Raw genomic sequence first — 14315 nt, forward strand, 5'->3', positions numbered from 1 at the left:
TAGCTCTCTTTCGTTCACCGCCGCCCGGTCACGGCGACAAGGAGAAGCTTGACGCCGATCGCGATCATCAAGGCTCCTGCCAGCCTTTCTTGCCAAACGACGAACGTGCCTCGGCGCCCCAGCCAGCCGCCAACCGCGCCCGAGGTCAACGCGACGGCACTGAGGACAACCAGTCCCATCATCTTCATGGTCGTACCGAGAATGATGAACTGCAGTGCAGGCGAACCGACCCACGGATGAACGAATTGCGGCAGCACCGCCAGCATGAAAGCGAGCGTCGTCGGATTGGTGAGATTGCAGATCACGCCTTGCCGGAAAGCGGCTGGGATACTGCTCGTCTCGGCAAAGGTAGACGCGCCGCCACGTTTGCCCGACCGACGGGCCAACAGGAATTTGATCCCGATGGCGATCAGATAGATGGCGCCGACGATCTGAAGGAAGCTGTAAAGAGATGGGGAGGATGTGATCAGCGAGGCAAGCCCCATTGCCAGTAATGGAATCTGGACGACGCCGGCCGATACGCAGCCCGCTGCAGTCGCCAGGGCATGGCGCCAGCCTTGCCCGACGCCTTGGCTGATCACCAGCATCATGTCCGGACCGACACCAGAAAGCTGATAGGCGAGCACGGCGCCGACGAAGGCAAGGTAGGTCGTAACATCGGGCATGCCGCAGAACGAACCTATCGACTGGGAGTTCCGGCAAGACGTCAGGCCGGCTTGTCGCTTATTCGCTTCCTCGGGATCGAATAGGTGCCGGTGGCGTGCGCGACAGTGTGTCCGTCCGGGCCCGCGACAATATCGATATCGAACACCATCAGGCTCTTGCCAAGCTTCAGGATACGGCAATGGCCGTCGATCGGACCGGCTTCGGCCTTGCGCATGAAATTGATGTCGAGGTTGACCGTCACCGAAAGCGCGTCCGGGCCGGCGTGGCTGAGCACGCAGACATAGCCGCCGATGTCGGCCAGCGTGAACAGCGCCGGACCGGATACCGTGCCGCCGGGGCGCAGATGCCGCTCGTCGGCATTCAGCCGCACTGTGCAGCCGCCCGGAAAAACGTCGATCGCCTCATAGGAGGTGAAATTGTCGTTGAGCTGCGGATAGACGCTTGCCATCAGTGCATTGACTTCCGCCGCGTTGAGCATTGGCTTCAGATCGCTTTGGGCGGGCATGGCGACGTCCTATATGAATGAGCAGCTCCGGGCGGTGCGCCTGGACCAAACGGTGCGACGGAGAAAACACGTCTCGCGGCTGTTCTTCAACCGGCAGCATGGTAGTTCTGTTGCTCCATAAGCCGCGAGCGCTGATCGAGAGGTTTAAAAATGGCCGAAGTCGTCGCCATCAAGCCCGCCGTCGCCGACGGCCCCGTTCTTGTCAGCCAGGACAAGGACATCTTGCGCCTCACGCTCGCCAGCCCGCCGGCCAATGCGTTGTCGCTGGCGACGATGGCGGCGCTGCAGGCCGAATTCGATCGCGTTAAGACCGATAGATCCGTGCGCGTCATCATCCTGGCGGCGTCGGGAAAAGTGTTCTGTGCCGGCCATGACCTCAAGGAAATGACGGCGCACCGCGCCGAGCCGGATCGGGGCAAGGCCTTCTTCGAAAGGACCTTCGCGGCTTGCGCGAACCTGATGCAGACGATCGTGCGCCACCCGAAACCGGTAATCGCTGAGGTCGACGGCCTCGCCACCGCCGCCGGCCTGCAGCTGGTCGCCAGCTGCGACCTTGCCATCGCTTCGCACGAGGCGAGTTTCTGCACGCCTGGCGTCAACATCGGCCTGTTCTGCTCGACGCCGATGGTGGCGCTGTCGCGCAACGTCTCACGCAAGCAGGCGATGGAAATGCTGCTCACCGGCGAGACGATCGATGCGGCGACCGCCAAGGAGTTCGGGCTGATCAACCGCATCGTGCCGCGCGAATATCTGATTCAGGTTGTCAACAAATACGCGCAAACCATTGCATCCAAATCCTCTTTGGTGATCAAAACCGGCAAGGAGGCTTTCTATGCCCAGGCCGAAATGGGGTTGGCCGACGCTTATGCCCATACCGGCCGCGTGATGGTGGAAAACATGCTGGCGCGCGACGCCGAGGAAGGCATCGGTGCCTTCATCGGCAAGCGCAAGCCCGAATGGACCGACGAATAGTTCTTCCGCATGCCCGGCTTTTCTATCGCTGAACACGCCCGCACGCGCGCTCTACGCCTCTCTCGGCTTCAACCGCGAACTCTATCGCTACCATTACCGCAGGAAGACCATCGCAGCATGAATCACGATAGCTACGACAACAGCTACATCGCCGGCATCCTGAATTCGGTGAAGACGATCGCAATGGTCGGCGCTTCGCCCAACGATGTGCGGCCAAGCTACTTCGTGCTGAAATATCTTTTAGCCAAGGGCTTTTCGGTGCTCCCGATCAATCCCGGTCATGCCGGCAAGCAGATCCTCGGACAGACGGTCTATGCGAGCCTCGAAGATCTGCCGCATCCGGTCGACATGGTCGATATTTTTCGAGGCTCGGCGGCCGTGCCTGGCGTCGTCGACCAGGTGCTGCAGCTCGATCCGCTGCCCAAGGTCGTCTGGATGCAGCTTGGCGTGCGCAACGATGAGGCGGCTGCCCGCGCCGAAGCTGTAGGCATCAAGGTGGTGATGAACCGCTGCCCGAAGATCGAATACGGCAAGCTATCCGGCGAGATCGGCTGGACCGGCGTCAACTCCGGCGTGCTGTCGTCGAAAAAACCCCTGATGCGCCAGGGATTTCAGAGCTTTGGCGTAAGACAGAAATAAGCATGCGGTAGTTCGCGCAAAATTATTCCGGGACGAAATGGATTTTCCCGGGCGTTCGTCGCAGATCGCGCCCCGAACGGTATTTTCTTCTTTGCATTCCCCGCCGCGCTTCGCCAAGAATGCCCGGCGATTTTCGAACGTTAGGAGAGGGATTTCGATGACCCGTACGCCTGGTTTCAGCACTTTAGCCGTTCATGCAGGCGCAAAACCCGACCCGGCGACCGGCGCCCGCGCCACGCCGATCTACCAGACCACTTCCTTTGTCTTCGACGACGCCGACCATGCCGCCTCGCTGTTCGGGCTGAAGGCCTTCGGCAACATCTACACGCGTATCATGAATCCGACCCAGGCGGTTCTCGAGGAACGCGTCGCGGCGCTCGAAGGCGGCACTGCGGCACTTGCCATCGCCTCGGGCCACGCCGCGCAGGTCATCGTCTTCCACAATCTGATGCAGCCGGGCGACAACTTCATCGCCGCCAACAAGCTTTATGGCGGCTCGATCAACCAGTTCGGCCATGCCTTCAAGAACTTCGGCTGGGAAGTTCGCTGGGCAGAAGCAAACGACCCTGCGACTTTCGAGAGCCAGATCGACGACAGGACCAAGGCGATCTTCATCGAGAGCCTTGCCAACCCGGGCGGCGTCTTTGTCGATATCGAGAAGATCGGCGATATCGCCCGCAAGCACGGCCTGCCGCTGATCGTCGACAACACGTTGGCCTCGCCCTATCTGGTCCGGCCGATCGAGCACGGCGCCGACATCGTTGTGCACTCGCTGACCAAGTTCATCGGCGGCCACGGCAATTCGATCGGCGGCGTCATCGTCGATGGCGGCACCTTCGACTGGTCGAAGTCCGGCAAATACCCGATGCTGTCGGAGCCGCGCCCTGAATATGGCGGCCTCGTCCTGCACGAGACTTTCGGCAACTTCGCCTTCGCGATTGCCGCCCGCGTGCTTGGTCTGCGCGACATCGGCCCGGCGATCTCGCCCTTCAACGCCTTCCTGATCCTGACCGGCCTGGAAACGCTGCCGCTGCGCATGCAGCGTCATTGCGACAATGCCGCGAGCGTTGCCGGCTGGCTGTCGAACCATCCGAAGGTAGCCTGGGTGAACTATCCCGGCCTTCCAGGTGACAAGAACAACGCGCTGCAGAAGAAATATTCGCCGCAGGGCGCAGGCGCGGTGTTCACCTTCGGCCTCAAGGGTGGCTACGAGGCCGGCATCAAATTCGTCGAGGCGCTCGAACTGTTCTCGCACCTCGCCAATGTCGGCGACACCAAATCGCTGGTCATTCATCCGGCCTCGACCACGCACCGCCAGCTTTCCGACGAGCAGAAGGTCAAGGCCGGCGCCGGACCTGACACCGTCCGCCTTTCGGTCGGCATCGAGGACGTCAACGATATCGTTGCCGATCTCGAGCAGGCACTCGGCAAGGTCTGATATGTCGGCCTTTCTTGCGCTCAACATCGATGCGGTCGAACCTGAGGCCGGCGCGCCGGCCCGGGACCGGGTGATTTCGGGCGATCCCAAATTCCGCACCTGGAATGTCGAGGAGCGCGACGGCGGCCTCTATGCCGGCGTCTGGGAAGCGACGCCGGGCAAATGGCGCATCGTCTATGACGAATGGGAGTTTTGCCACATCCTGTCCGGCGTCTCGGTGATCGCTGAGGACGGCGGCGAGGCCCGCACCGTGCGGGCCGGCGACAGTTTCGTGCTGAGGCCAGGGTTCAAGGGCACATGGGAAGTGCTCGAGAAGACGCGCAAGGAATATGTGATCCGGCTTTGAATGCTTCCAGCAATCAAAGCAGCCGATCGACATCGCCGTCGGAAAAGCCGTATTTGCTCATGATCTCCCGGTGCCAGGCACTTCCGAGCAGATCGTCGAGACATTGATCGACGCGCCGGCGCAGCGCGTCGTTGCCCTTGGCGAGGGCGAAAGCGCCTGCCGCAGGCTGCTTTTCAAAGGCCGGGATGTCGATGACAGCAAGCGGTACGCCAATCCGTCCGTTGACATAGCCGCGATGCGCCATGGCGACGCTGGCATACGCATCGGCATGGCCTGCCGCAACGGCTTCGGCTGCTTCGGCCTGCGTGGCGAATATCCTGATCCGCTGGGGCGGAACGCCGTTCTGCAGCGCGGTCTGGTGCTGGATCTGGCCCGATATAACTGCGAGCACGGCGGAAGGATGTTGGGCGACGGAGCGATAGCCGTTCAGCTCCAGCGGATTGCCTTTGGCGACCATCAACCCGTCCGGCAGTGACCAGATCGGCCGCGTGAAGTCCACGAGCTTGCTGCGCTCCTCGGAGATGAACAGGCCGGTCGTCATGTCCCAGCGGCCGTCCACCAAACCGGGGAGCAGTTCGGCGAATTCCGCCTCGATCGGCGAGAAGTTCTCCAGGTCAACCATCTGGCAAACTTTCTCGGCGAGCACCGCGTCGCAACCGCCGAGCTTGCCCGCGGCATCGGTGAAGCAGAAGGGTGGCTCTTGCAGGAAGGCGAATCTCATTTCTGAATTCCGAATGACAATTTCAGCTGTTCGAGTCGCATCGTCCGCCGGTCAAAAGGTGACGGCGACCCGTTCCAGCCCGTGAAAATGGTAAGTGTCGCGGAAGCGCGGTGTCTCCGCCAGGCGCAACTCCGGAAGCCGATCGAACAGCGTCTTCAGCGATACTTGCAACTCCAGCCTGGCCAGCGGCGCGCCGATGCAGAAATGGATGCCGGCGCCGAAGGAAACATTCTTCTGGTCCGTGCGGGCCGGATTGAAGGTGTCGGGCTCAGCAAAGGCAAGCGGATCGTGGTTCGCCATGCCGAGCAGCAGCGCCACCATCTCCCCGGGCTTGACCAGGATGCCTGGCGAAACCTCCATCTCCTCATAGGCATAGCGCAGAAACATATGCAGCGGCGGGTCGTAGCGCAGGCATTCCTCGACCGTCGCGACATTCGCCTCCGGTGTCGCAAAGAAGCGGCGCGGATCGCCGCCTTGCGCGAGGATCGAGCGCACCGCATTGCCGGTCTGGTGCACGGTCGCTTCATGGCCGGCATTGAGAAGCAGGATCGCTGAGGAAACCAGCTCGTCTTCCGAAAGCTTCTGGCCGTTGTCCTGGGCTTCGATGAGCAGCGACAGCAGGTCGTCGCCGGGTTTCTTCCGCCGCTCCGCAATATAGCCCCGCAGGAAGTCGGAAAAATCGCGCGCGGCGTGGTTCGCCGTCTCCTCGGTCTCGCGCGTGCGGCCATGCATGTACATGGCGACCATCCGATGCGACCAGTCGAGCAGTTGCGGCCCCATCTCCACCGGTACGCCGAGCATTTCCGCAATGATGGTGATCGGCAAAGGCGAGGCGTAGGCGGGCAGAAGGTCGATGCCGCTTGGCTCGAAGCGGTCGACCAGCTCGTTGGCCAAAACCTCGATGCGTGGCCTGAGCCGCTCGACCTGACGTGAGACGAAGGCGCGATTGACCAGCGTTCTGAGCCGCGTATGCACCGGCGGCTCGAGCTCCAGCAGGGAATTGGCCTCGATCGCGTCGAAGGCGACGAGGTGCGAGCGGTCGTCGCCGACGCCGCGGCTGTCAGGAATGCCGGCGGGATTCTGCCGGCCGAAACGGCGGTCGCGCAGCAGACGGTTGACGTCATCGAAGCCGCCAAAGCACCAGAACCCGTAGTCTTCCCAGAAAAACGCGTTGGCAGTGCCGTGCAGGAAGGCGTAGGCCTCATAAGGGTTCTGCACGAAGGCTGGTTCGTGCGGATCGAGATTCAGGCGGCGGCTGGCGAGATCAAACGCGAGATAGGAAGGCATTAAATCGGTCATGCCCGACCATTAGCGCGCCTTGTCAGCCCGATGCCAGACCGTATTTTTGGCGCCCGTGAAATCGAACCGTTGAGCCAGATTGCCGGTTTGAAGCGCTGGCCATGCACCGAAATGATGTCGTTGGATATTCGGCTAGCCGCCAGCGTCAGTGGCCCGTCTTCAAGATGCTCGCCACTTTGGCTGCAATCGCCGCGTCGAGCGCCGGCCAGTTCGCGAGCAGCTCGCGCGGAAAGCGATAGGTGAGGCTGAGATCGTCGCCGACCTGGATGTCGCGCTCGCAGGGCGCCAGCGATTCCTCGGCACTCGGGCCGCTCAGGCAGCGGGCGACGAACGGATCCTTGCCGGGGCGTTCGGCAACAGCCAACACTTCATTCAGATAGCCTGATTTTTCGCTGAAGGCGTAAACCGTCGTGGCGCCCGGGCCGGGCGTCCCCGGCCTTTCGATCAGAGCGCTGTAGATGGGCGCGAAACGGCCGCTCATGTCGCGCGACATCATGCGCGGCTCGAACGACAGGAAGATGATCTTCCTGGTCGTCGCATGGTTGAAGTCGTCGCGCGCGGCCGTGCTGTAGCCGTCCATTTCGGGATAGCGCAGATAGAGGTCGAGCCGCGAGGCGATGCCGTCGCGCCTGGCCTGGTCGAAGCGGATGAAGTTTGCCGGCACGCTGATGAGATTGTTGCCCATGACGATCCGGCGCACCGTCGTGTCATCCGTATAGCCGGCCATGGCGATCGATCGTCCAAGCCATTTGCCGCCGACGCTGATGGCAATCGAAAGCAGCGCCAGCGCCGCGGAGATATAAAAGACCCGCTTCATCAAGGTCGAGTTGACGACCTCGAAGTCAGCGCCCTCGGCAACATTTGCCTCTCTCATTTGCTCTTCCCCGATCCGCCCACCTGTCCTTCGGCGGCACAGCTTGCGCGGCATGGCTCTTGCAGCGCGTTGGCACGACTGTGTGTCTTCATGGTAAACGGTTGGTAAACATGGATCCCGTTGTGCTTGTTCTTTACGCTTTCGCGGTTGGTCTCACGGCTTGCGGGCTGGCCGGATCAGCCATGGAATTGCTGGCCGGCCGACGCCTGGCCTTTGCCGAGCCTTATGTTTCGCCGGTCCATATCCTGCGTTCGCTTGCGGCAACGGCCTGCGCCGGGCCGTTCATGCTCACCAACGAGGCCTTGGCCGCCCGCCGCGAGGGTCGCATCGGCACGATGGCGCTGTTGTCCTGCGGCTGCACGGCCATTGCCTGGGCGCTGGCGCTCGGCATCGTGCTCATCGCCATTGCATCCTGGGCGACGGAAAACTTAGGGTCTTTCGAATTCGCTGGTTGAGACGATTCGGAGACGAACAATGCCGGTCTATGCGATCGATGGGAAAGCGCCTGAGTTCGAGGACGCCGATACGAACTGGATCGCGCCGGACGCCACGCTGATCGGCAATATCCGGATCGGCCGCAATGTCGGCTTCTGGTTCGGCGTCGCCATCCGCGGCGACGGCGAGCCCATTACGATCGGCGCCGATACCAATGTGCAGGAGCATACAATCATGCACACCGATCCGGGCTTTCCGCTGACCATCGGCGAAGGCTGCACGATCGGCCACCGCGCTCTGCTGCATGGCTGCACGATCGGTGACAACAGCCTGATCGGCATGGGCGCCATCGTGCTGAACGGCGCCAGGATCGGCAACAACTCGCTGGTCGGCGCCGGCGCGCTGGTGACGGAAAACAAGGTGTTTCCGGACAATTCGCTGATCGTCGGCTCGCCCGCCAAGGTGATAAGGACGCTGGACGAAGCGGCGATCGAGCGGCTGCGCGTCTCGGCGGCCCACTACGTGGCCAATGCCAAACGCTTCAAGACCAAGCTCAAGACAGTGTGACGGCGGCGGGCGGCAACTCCGCCTGCCTTCATCCGCGGCGGCTGTTCATCGCTTCACGCAACAGAAGGGCGCCAGCTTCGAAGCCGGCCTGCTCGGCGCCTTCCAGGGCCGTCTCATAGTCGTCGATGCGGGTCCTCAGCGAAGCGTCCGCGCCTGACAGGAGCAGCAGACGGATCGCCTCGGCGTCGCGCCGGGACACCGCGTAGTGCAGGGCGGTCCAGTCGTTCACGCCGCGCATATCCGGGTCGGCGCCATGCGCGAGCAGGATATGGATGACGTCCAACCGGTCCGGCCGTTCCGTCGACAGCGCGGCAATGATCGATGGAAACCCGGTCGGGTCTTCATAATTCGGGTTTGTGCCGGCATCGAGAAGCGCGGTGATGAACGCGGCCGGGCTCCAGTAGATCGCGTATTCCAGCGGGTGGCCAAGTCCGAGCTCGGACGGCATCCGCTCGTCGAACCAGCGCGGTGAACCGCCGAGCGCCTTGCCAAGGCCTTCGACGTCGCCGGCCTTAAAGGCGTCGTCTATGGCCTTGAAAAGCCGATGGCGCTCGCAGCGATCCTCAGGGACTTGCAGCATCTATCCTGTCACCCAATCGGTCGGGTAGGTTGTTGAGCCTTTGCTAAGAGGTGATGCAGGGACCGCGGGTGCCATTTGCCGGCCTTTACGCGTTTTTGCACCCGCCTTTGGTACTCTTCCGGGGATAGCGTCACTTTCGCTCGATGCCGAGTTTCATTGCAAAACTGGCACGCCGCAACAATGTTATCGATAGTTCCTCCACCGCCATTCGTTCTCGGCGTTAGATGCTCCGCAGTGCAACGGAAACGGTCCAGCAAGCCGGTCGGGATCTGATAGGTCGCCGCAAATTCCGCCGCGTTTCGGGACCACATTAGGAACTTGCAATAGAAACATCGCCATTGTTGTCTGTGGGCGAGCGCGGTTCTGAGTGATTTGATCGATCTATGCATTTTGCACACCCTTTGCTTCATCAACGTGAAGCGGATGTGCAGCAAGGCTTGAGCCGTTGCCCCTCTTTCGGAAGGATATTCCTCGCACGAGACAGCACTCACATGAGTGCCACTCCGCAGTATCAACGGTAGATGGAGATCCTTCGATCAACATCTGTACCCATTGTCGGAGACGGCTTAAGCTCATCTCCGCAATTGTTCTAATACTTTAAATTTATTCGGCTTGCAAGAATGGCGGAGCCGGCCCCGGGGACAGGGGCCGGCTCCTAAAACCCGGTCGTTGGGGACGGGGAGGGTGGGGACTCGACCGGGCTTTCTTCCTGGGCGCGCCGCCGCGTCACGGCGACGTACCCGATCGCTTTGGCGCTTTAGCGGACGCTGGCGACCGCGTCGTCGCGGCCGTCGTTGATCGTCACCCAAACGCCCGAATTCTCCGTCGATTGACGCTTGAGGTAAGTGTAGACCGTGTCGTTCCAGGCGAGCACTTTCGGCTCGAGATTGTCGAGGATGAATTCGCCGAGGCTGGTGCGCACCGTCAGCACCGCATGGCCGTCGCCATTCGGCTGGCGCACCACCGTCATCAGCAGATTGCCGGCTGGCACGCCCACCGCCATCAGCTCACGGCGCTTCTCCAGCGCGTAATCCTCGCAGTCGCCATAACCTTTGTCGGGATAGGCCCAGTATTCCTCGACACCGTAGATCTCCATGTCGGTGCGCGGCTTGACGCGGGTGTTGACCGAATTGTTGACGTTGACCATCGTCGCCCACAGCTTGCGCGTCAGCTCGACCGGCGAACCCTTCGGCGTCCGTTCATTGCATTCGACCGGAATGCGCTGGCAGAAATCGTAGTGACCGACCGGCTGGGTGGTGCGGCCACCCGTATGCATGAAAGCCGGTCCTGCGCTTGCCGTACCCCAGGCGGAAAGCTGCATCGCCATTGCCAAGAGCAACAGCTTGCCCCTCGTCATTTTCATTGTTGTAGTCTCCCCGTTTGCGGAGACTGTGCCACGTTGGGATTTATTTGACGCAAAAACCCGAAGTAGACATTGAGTAAAACGCCAGTAGAATAAACATAAAATTTGAGCTACCGCGATTTCGGATTATTCAGATTTCGCCGGCTCGCGTGAGATCTGGATAGCGCTGGCGATCCGCGTCCGACCCGCCAAAATCAGGCAACAAAAAACCGGCCGCTACCGGCCGGCTCGCTTCGCGCTTGCGGTGCGGGTTTGCGTCAGGACCGCGGCGCGTTGAATTCCTGATCCAGAGTTTCCGGCCGCTGGATGACGGCGAATTCGATGGCGACGCCGTCCTCGAAATGGCGCACGATCTGGCCGCGCATCGTGCCTAACGTGACCTGGACGCCGATTGCCGGCTTGACATCGATCTCGATGGCGGCACCGGAGAGCGACAGGTCGATGATGCGGCACTGATACTGGCGCCCATCGGTGAGCTGCAGGACGCTCATCGGATTGCGCGGCGCCACGCGCTCGTGGCGGCGATCCTCGGGCAGGTCGAGCTCATGCTTGTTGGCAAGCCAGGTGAGCTGCGCGGCAAGCTTGTCTTTCTTGCGCTCCGAGGCGATGACGGTCATGGCGAACCCGTCCTGCGACGTACGCGTCACGATGCCTTCGACACGACCGATATGGTCGATATAGGCGATAACCTTCTCGCCCGGCATGCCGATCCGGTCCGTGCGCAACGCAACGTTGCCGGGCGACATATCGATCACCTGGCAAGGATGCTCGGTGCGGTCTTCCAGCATGAAACGTCCGTAGATCTTGACGCGGACACGCTGGAAGTTGCGCCGCTCAGCTCGTGACGGCGCATATTCTACCGCCGCTGACCTCATGACTGCCTACACCCGGTTGGCATTCCGCGCGACGATGCGAGGAATTTCGCCCGAAAAGCTACAGCAAAGCAGGTTAACAAACGGGAAAAGTCGGCCGCAAAAGCCTGGGCCTGGGGCACGCGCAGCGCTGAAAAATCTAGCGAGAGCGGCGGGAAACCTCACACGGCGGGGCTCACTCGTGACGCCCGCCGTCGAGGACGACGAGATGGCGGATGCGGCGCACGCGGCCGAGCGCCGAAATGGTCTCCGGAGCATCGAATTCGGTCGGAACGAGCGAGGGGACCTCGATCGCCGGACGGTTCTTCAGGAACATCGGCTCCTTCTCGGGGTCTATCACCCGAATCGAATCGATGAGCGCGTCTGCGAGCGGGTCGGCGCCAAGCCAGAACGGCTTGTCGGCGGTGCTGATGATGCCCAGGCAGCGCGGGTTCTCGGCGCCGCCGTCCAACGGCAGCGCAAGGAGCTCGAATTTGTTGGAGCGGCCGTTCCGGCTGAATCCCTCATAGGTCATGAGCAGAACCGACTTCTGATCGAAAACGCCCTGCATGAGCCGCGACACCAGCCGTTGATCCTTCTCGCGCCAGAGCGAAGGGAAGGAGAAGCCCTTGAGCTCCCGGCCATAATAGGCGCAGAGCCTCGTGCCGGCCAGCCGGAACACCGCCTCGCCGCGCGTATCGCGCTCGAGGATGAAGGTGTCGGCCAGAAGCGACTTGATGTCTGCCGGCTCCACCTCCGATCGCTTCGGGGCAAGGCGGCCATCACGCAGCTGGTTCCAATATTGGAACAGCGCGATCGATCCTTTTTCGTTCATGTCCATCCTGCTCCGCACAACCTGTCTTTATGATGTCCCATCGGCGAACAGACAGGGCGCCCTCCGATGACCTTCATGCGGTGCGGAGCAGGATGCGTGCCAGTATCGTTAACGTTTGTTCACGCCTCGGGGTCGTTAAGGTTAACAAACGGTTTACATTGTGTGCCGCCGAGGCCTGTGGCACATCAAAACCACTCCAAAACGGTCGTTTCAGCAGCGATCGGCAGCACTTCAGTCACGAGTTTATGGGGAGCAGGGGGCTCGACCGGCCGTTCAGGGGGACACCTGAACGGCCTTCTTTTTGATTCGGCCTTTGCTCTTCTGATTCGCCTTTTTCTGCGCGGGCGCTGTGGCGATTAGCCGTTTGTGATTCCAAAGCGCGTGATCTACATGCTCGTCGAAAACGCCGAGTCCCGGACCTGCAAGGGTGCATGAGCGAGCCCGTAAGCCCCACTGAAAACGAACCACAGCCGGACGAGGCTTCCGAGCCGCGGCGGCGCGAACCTGTGTTCAACCTGCCGCCGGTGGTGCTTGCCGTGATCGGCATTTGCGCGGTCGTCTATCTGCTGCAGCAATATGTGCTGAACGAAACGCAGCAAATGACGCTGCTCTATGACGGCGCCTTCATTCCGGTGCTGTACACCGGCCAATACGGCTTCGACTGGTTCTTGTTCACGCGCCCGTTCACCTATGCGTTCATGCATGGGGGCGTCGCCCATATCGCCATCAACATGATCTGGCTTGCAGCCTTCGGCTCGCCGCTCGCCAATCGTCTTGGCGCGCTACGTTTCGCAATGTTCTACGCTGTGACCGGACTGGCCTCGGTCGCTCTGTTCTGGGCACTGCATCCCTATGGCGAGATGCCGCTCGTCGGCGCATCGGGCGCGATCTCCGGGATGATGGGCGCGGCCGCGCGCTACGGCTTCCGCGTCGACCGTTCGTCGGGCCGGGGTGCCTTCGCCGGCGAGCCGCTGCCGGTCGCATCGGTGTTGCGTTCGCGCGGCGTCATGACCTTTCTTGGCGTTTGGATGGTGATCAATCTGGCCACGGGCCTGCTCGGCTTCGCGCCGGGCATCGACGGCCAGATCGCCTGGGAAGCCCATATTGGCGGCTTCGTCGCCGGCTTTTTCGGACTGCGTTTCTTCGACCGTCCGCTGGCTGCCGCTTAGGGCATGATCCCGAGAAGTGGGAACCGGTTTCGGAGAAGATCATACTCCAACAAGAGATAGATCAGGATGGTGATTCAACGAGACGCCATCCTGATCTACTCCTTAGGCGCACTTGAAATGCAACCAATCACGGCGCACGATGTTGCCCAAGCACCCAGTGTCTTCCTAAGGGGCGCCGGGAGCGTCAAAGGCAGTGGAGGACGCCATGACGGTTAAGGCAATTCTTGAAAGCAAGGGCCATGACGTGTTCACGCTCGGGCCCAATGAAAAGCTCAGCGAGGCCATTCGCATGCTGGCCGAGCACAGGATCGGCGCGCTCGTCATCACGAATGGCGATCGCAAGATCGTCGGCATTCTCTCGGAACGCGATATCGTCAGGGTGGTGGCCAAGGAGGGCGCCGCCGCGCTCGACATCGCCGTGCGCTCGGCGATGACGCCGAAGGTCAAGATCTGCAACGAAAACCACACCGTCAACGAGGTGATGGAGATCATGACGCGCGGCCGCTTCCGCCATCTGCCGGTGGAGAAAAACGGGCTGCTCGACGGCATCGTCTCCATCGGCGACGTGGTCAAGCGCCGCATCGAGGATGTCGAGCGCGAAGCCGAAGAGATCAGGGCCTACATCGCCACGGCCTGAAGCAAACGGAAAGGTGCCGCCGGCGTTTCGGCCGGCGGCATTGGACATTAGCGATTGTCGAGTTCGGCGCGCACGAGCGCGAGCCCACGTCGGGTGATGCGGTAAGGGCCGCCGTTCGTCGAAGAAACTGCCTTCTTGCGCCTCAATTTCCGAAAGAGTTCCAGGTCGAAGCCCGGATAGCGCCAGCCATCGCGGGTCAGGCACAGGACCGAGGCGATCTTCCTGCTTTCGTTCTTTTCGATTTCAATGCGCCGCCCTGCGCGAGCAGGTGCAGGATGCGCTGCTCGTTACGCGAAATGTCCATTGGAGAAGTCCCGGGAAAAACAACAAAAGCCGCCGCTGCGAGACATCGCGGCACGGGGTTTCAGGTTTTCTGCCCTGCCTCGCTTAGGAGGTCAGGGCTTCACCGGGACTGAGC

Annotated in this window: 17 protein-coding genes and 1 pseudogene; 8 read left to right on the forward strand and 10 right to left on the reverse strand. The window is 61.6% G+C overall.

All coding sequences use genetic code 11. From position 1 onward, the window contains the following. Positions 1-14: 14 nt before the first annotated feature. The gene (locus FJ423_RS14755) at positions 15-626 is read right to left on the reverse strand and encodes a LysE family translocator (protein ID WP_246680169.1); all 612 of its coding nucleotides are present in this window, start codon (positions 624-626) and stop codon (positions 15-17) included. 80 nt (positions 627-706) lie between these two features. Beyond that, the gene (locus FJ423_RS14760; protein ID WP_095767634.1) at positions 707-1171 is read right to left on the reverse strand and encodes a PaaI family thioesterase; all 465 of its coding nucleotides are present in this window, start codon (positions 1169-1171) and stop codon (positions 707-709) included. A 150-nt stretch (positions 1172-1321) separates the two neighbouring features. Between FJ423_RS14760 and FJ423_RS14765 the strand changes: the two genes are divergently transcribed. From FJ423_RS14765 to FJ423_RS14780, 4 genes are all read left to right on the forward strand, one after another. Next, positions 1322-2143 (forward strand): enoyl-CoA hydratase, encoded by an 822-nt coding sequence (locus tag FJ423_RS14765; RefSeq protein WP_140842768.1) that lies wholly within the window; start codon positions 1322-1324, stop codon positions 2141-2143. Positions 2144-2260: 117 nt separating this feature from the next. Continuing rightward, entirely contained in the window at positions 2261-2782 is a 522-nt protein-coding gene (locus FJ423_RS14770; protein WP_140842770.1) for a CoA-binding protein, read from the forward strand. A gap of 157 nt (positions 2783-2939) precedes the next feature. Beyond that, entirely contained in the window at positions 2940-4220 is a 1281-nt protein-coding gene (locus tag FJ423_RS14775) for an O-acetylhomoserine aminocarboxypropyltransferase (protein ID WP_140842772.1), read from the forward strand. Between the two features lies 1 nt (position 4221). Beyond that, a complete protein-coding gene (locus tag FJ423_RS14780; RefSeq protein WP_140842774.1) occupies positions 4222-4566 on the forward strand; it encodes a cupin domain-containing protein in 345 nt (114 codons plus the stop codon). A gap of 13 nt (positions 4567-4579) precedes the next feature. Here FJ423_RS14780 and FJ423_RS14785 read toward each other — a convergent pair whose 3' ends face one another. The 3 genes from FJ423_RS14785 to FJ423_RS14795 form a co-directional block, all read right to left on the reverse strand. Further along, positions 4580-5287 carry a transporter substrate-binding domain-containing protein gene (locus FJ423_RS14785; RefSeq protein ID WP_140842776.1) on the reverse strand — a complete coding sequence of 236 codons (708 nt, stop codon included), beginning with the start codon at positions 5285-5287 and terminating at the stop codon, positions 4580-4582. Between the two features lie 51 nt (positions 5288-5338). Continuing rightward, positions 5339-6586, reverse strand: coding sequence for a cytochrome P450 (locus FJ423_RS14790; RefSeq protein ID WP_140842778.1), 1248 nt, complete (start codon positions 6584-6586; stop codon positions 5339-5341). 145 nt (positions 6587-6731) lie between these two features. Beyond that, positions 6732-7460, reverse strand: coding sequence for a hypothetical protein (locus FJ423_RS14795; RefSeq protein ID WP_140842780.1), 729 nt, complete (start codon positions 7458-7460; stop codon positions 6732-6734). Positions 7461-7570: 110 nt separating this feature from the next. On the opposite strand from FJ423_RS14795, the gene FJ423_RS14800 reads away from it, so the two are divergent. Both FJ423_RS14800 and FJ423_RS14805 read left to right on the forward strand, forming a co-directional pair. Further along, positions 7571-7915, forward strand: a complete 345-nt coding sequence (locus FJ423_RS14800) for a hypothetical protein (RefSeq protein WP_140842782.1) — start codon at positions 7571-7573, stop codon at positions 7913-7915. Positions 7916-7934: 19 nt separating this feature from the next. Further along, positions 7935-8462, forward strand: coding sequence for a gamma carbonic anhydrase family protein (locus FJ423_RS14805; RefSeq protein WP_140842785.1), 528 nt, complete (start codon positions 7935-7937; stop codon positions 8460-8462). Between the two features lie 28 nt (positions 8463-8490). On the opposite strand, the gene FJ423_RS14810 is transcribed toward FJ423_RS14805, so the two are convergent. The 4 genes from FJ423_RS14810 to FJ423_RS14830 all read right to left on the reverse strand — a co-directional run bounded on the left by FJ423_RS14810 (position 8491) and on the right by FJ423_RS14830 (position 12091). Then, the gene (locus FJ423_RS14810; protein WP_140842787.1) at positions 8491-9042 is read right to left on the reverse strand and encodes an ankyrin repeat domain-containing protein; all 552 of its coding nucleotides are present in this window, start codon (positions 9040-9042) and stop codon (positions 8491-8493) included. 757 nt (positions 9043-9799) lie between these two features. Beyond that, complete coding sequence (locus FJ423_RS14820) at positions 9800-10405, reverse strand: transglutaminase-like cysteine peptidase (protein WP_140842791.1); 606 nt, start codon at positions 10403-10405, stop codon at positions 9800-9802. 257 nt (positions 10406-10662) lie between these two features. Beyond that, positions 10663-11280 carry a PilZ domain-containing protein gene (locus FJ423_RS14825; protein WP_095767620.1) on the reverse strand — a complete coding sequence of 206 codons (618 nt, stop codon included), beginning with the start codon at positions 11278-11280 and terminating at the stop codon, positions 10663-10665. A 172-nt stretch (positions 11281-11452) separates the two neighbouring features. Then, the gene (locus FJ423_RS14830) at positions 11453-12091 is read right to left on the reverse strand and encodes a PAS domain-containing protein (RefSeq protein ID WP_140842794.1); all 639 of its coding nucleotides are present in this window, start codon (positions 12089-12091) and stop codon (positions 11453-11455) included. Positions 12092-12522: 431 nt separating this feature from the next. Here FJ423_RS14830 and FJ423_RS14835 point away from each other — a divergent pair, with 431 nt between their 5' ends. Together FJ423_RS14835 and FJ423_RS14840 are read left to right on the forward strand one after the other, a co-directional pair. Continuing rightward, positions 12523-13260, forward strand: a complete 738-nt coding sequence (locus FJ423_RS14835; RefSeq protein WP_140842796.1) for a rhomboid family intramembrane serine protease — start codon at positions 12523-12525, stop codon at positions 13258-13260. Positions 13261-13465: 205 nt separating this feature from the next. Continuing rightward, positions 13466-13897, forward strand: a complete 432-nt coding sequence (locus tag FJ423_RS14840) for a CBS domain-containing protein (RefSeq protein ID WP_040983461.1) — start codon at positions 13466-13468, stop codon at positions 13895-13897. Positions 13898-13944: 47 nt separating this feature from the next. Here FJ423_RS14840 and FJ423_RS14845 read toward each other — a convergent pair. Continuing rightward, positions 13945-14201: pseudogene (locus FJ423_RS14845) on the reverse strand (YjhX family toxin). Positions 14202-14315 lie beyond the last annotated feature (114 nt).

Source organism: Mesorhizobium sp. B2-8-9 (genome assembly GCF_006439475.1).
Taxonomy (GTDB): domain Bacteria; phylum Pseudomonadota; class Alphaproteobacteria; order Rhizobiales; family Rhizobiaceae; genus Mesorhizobium.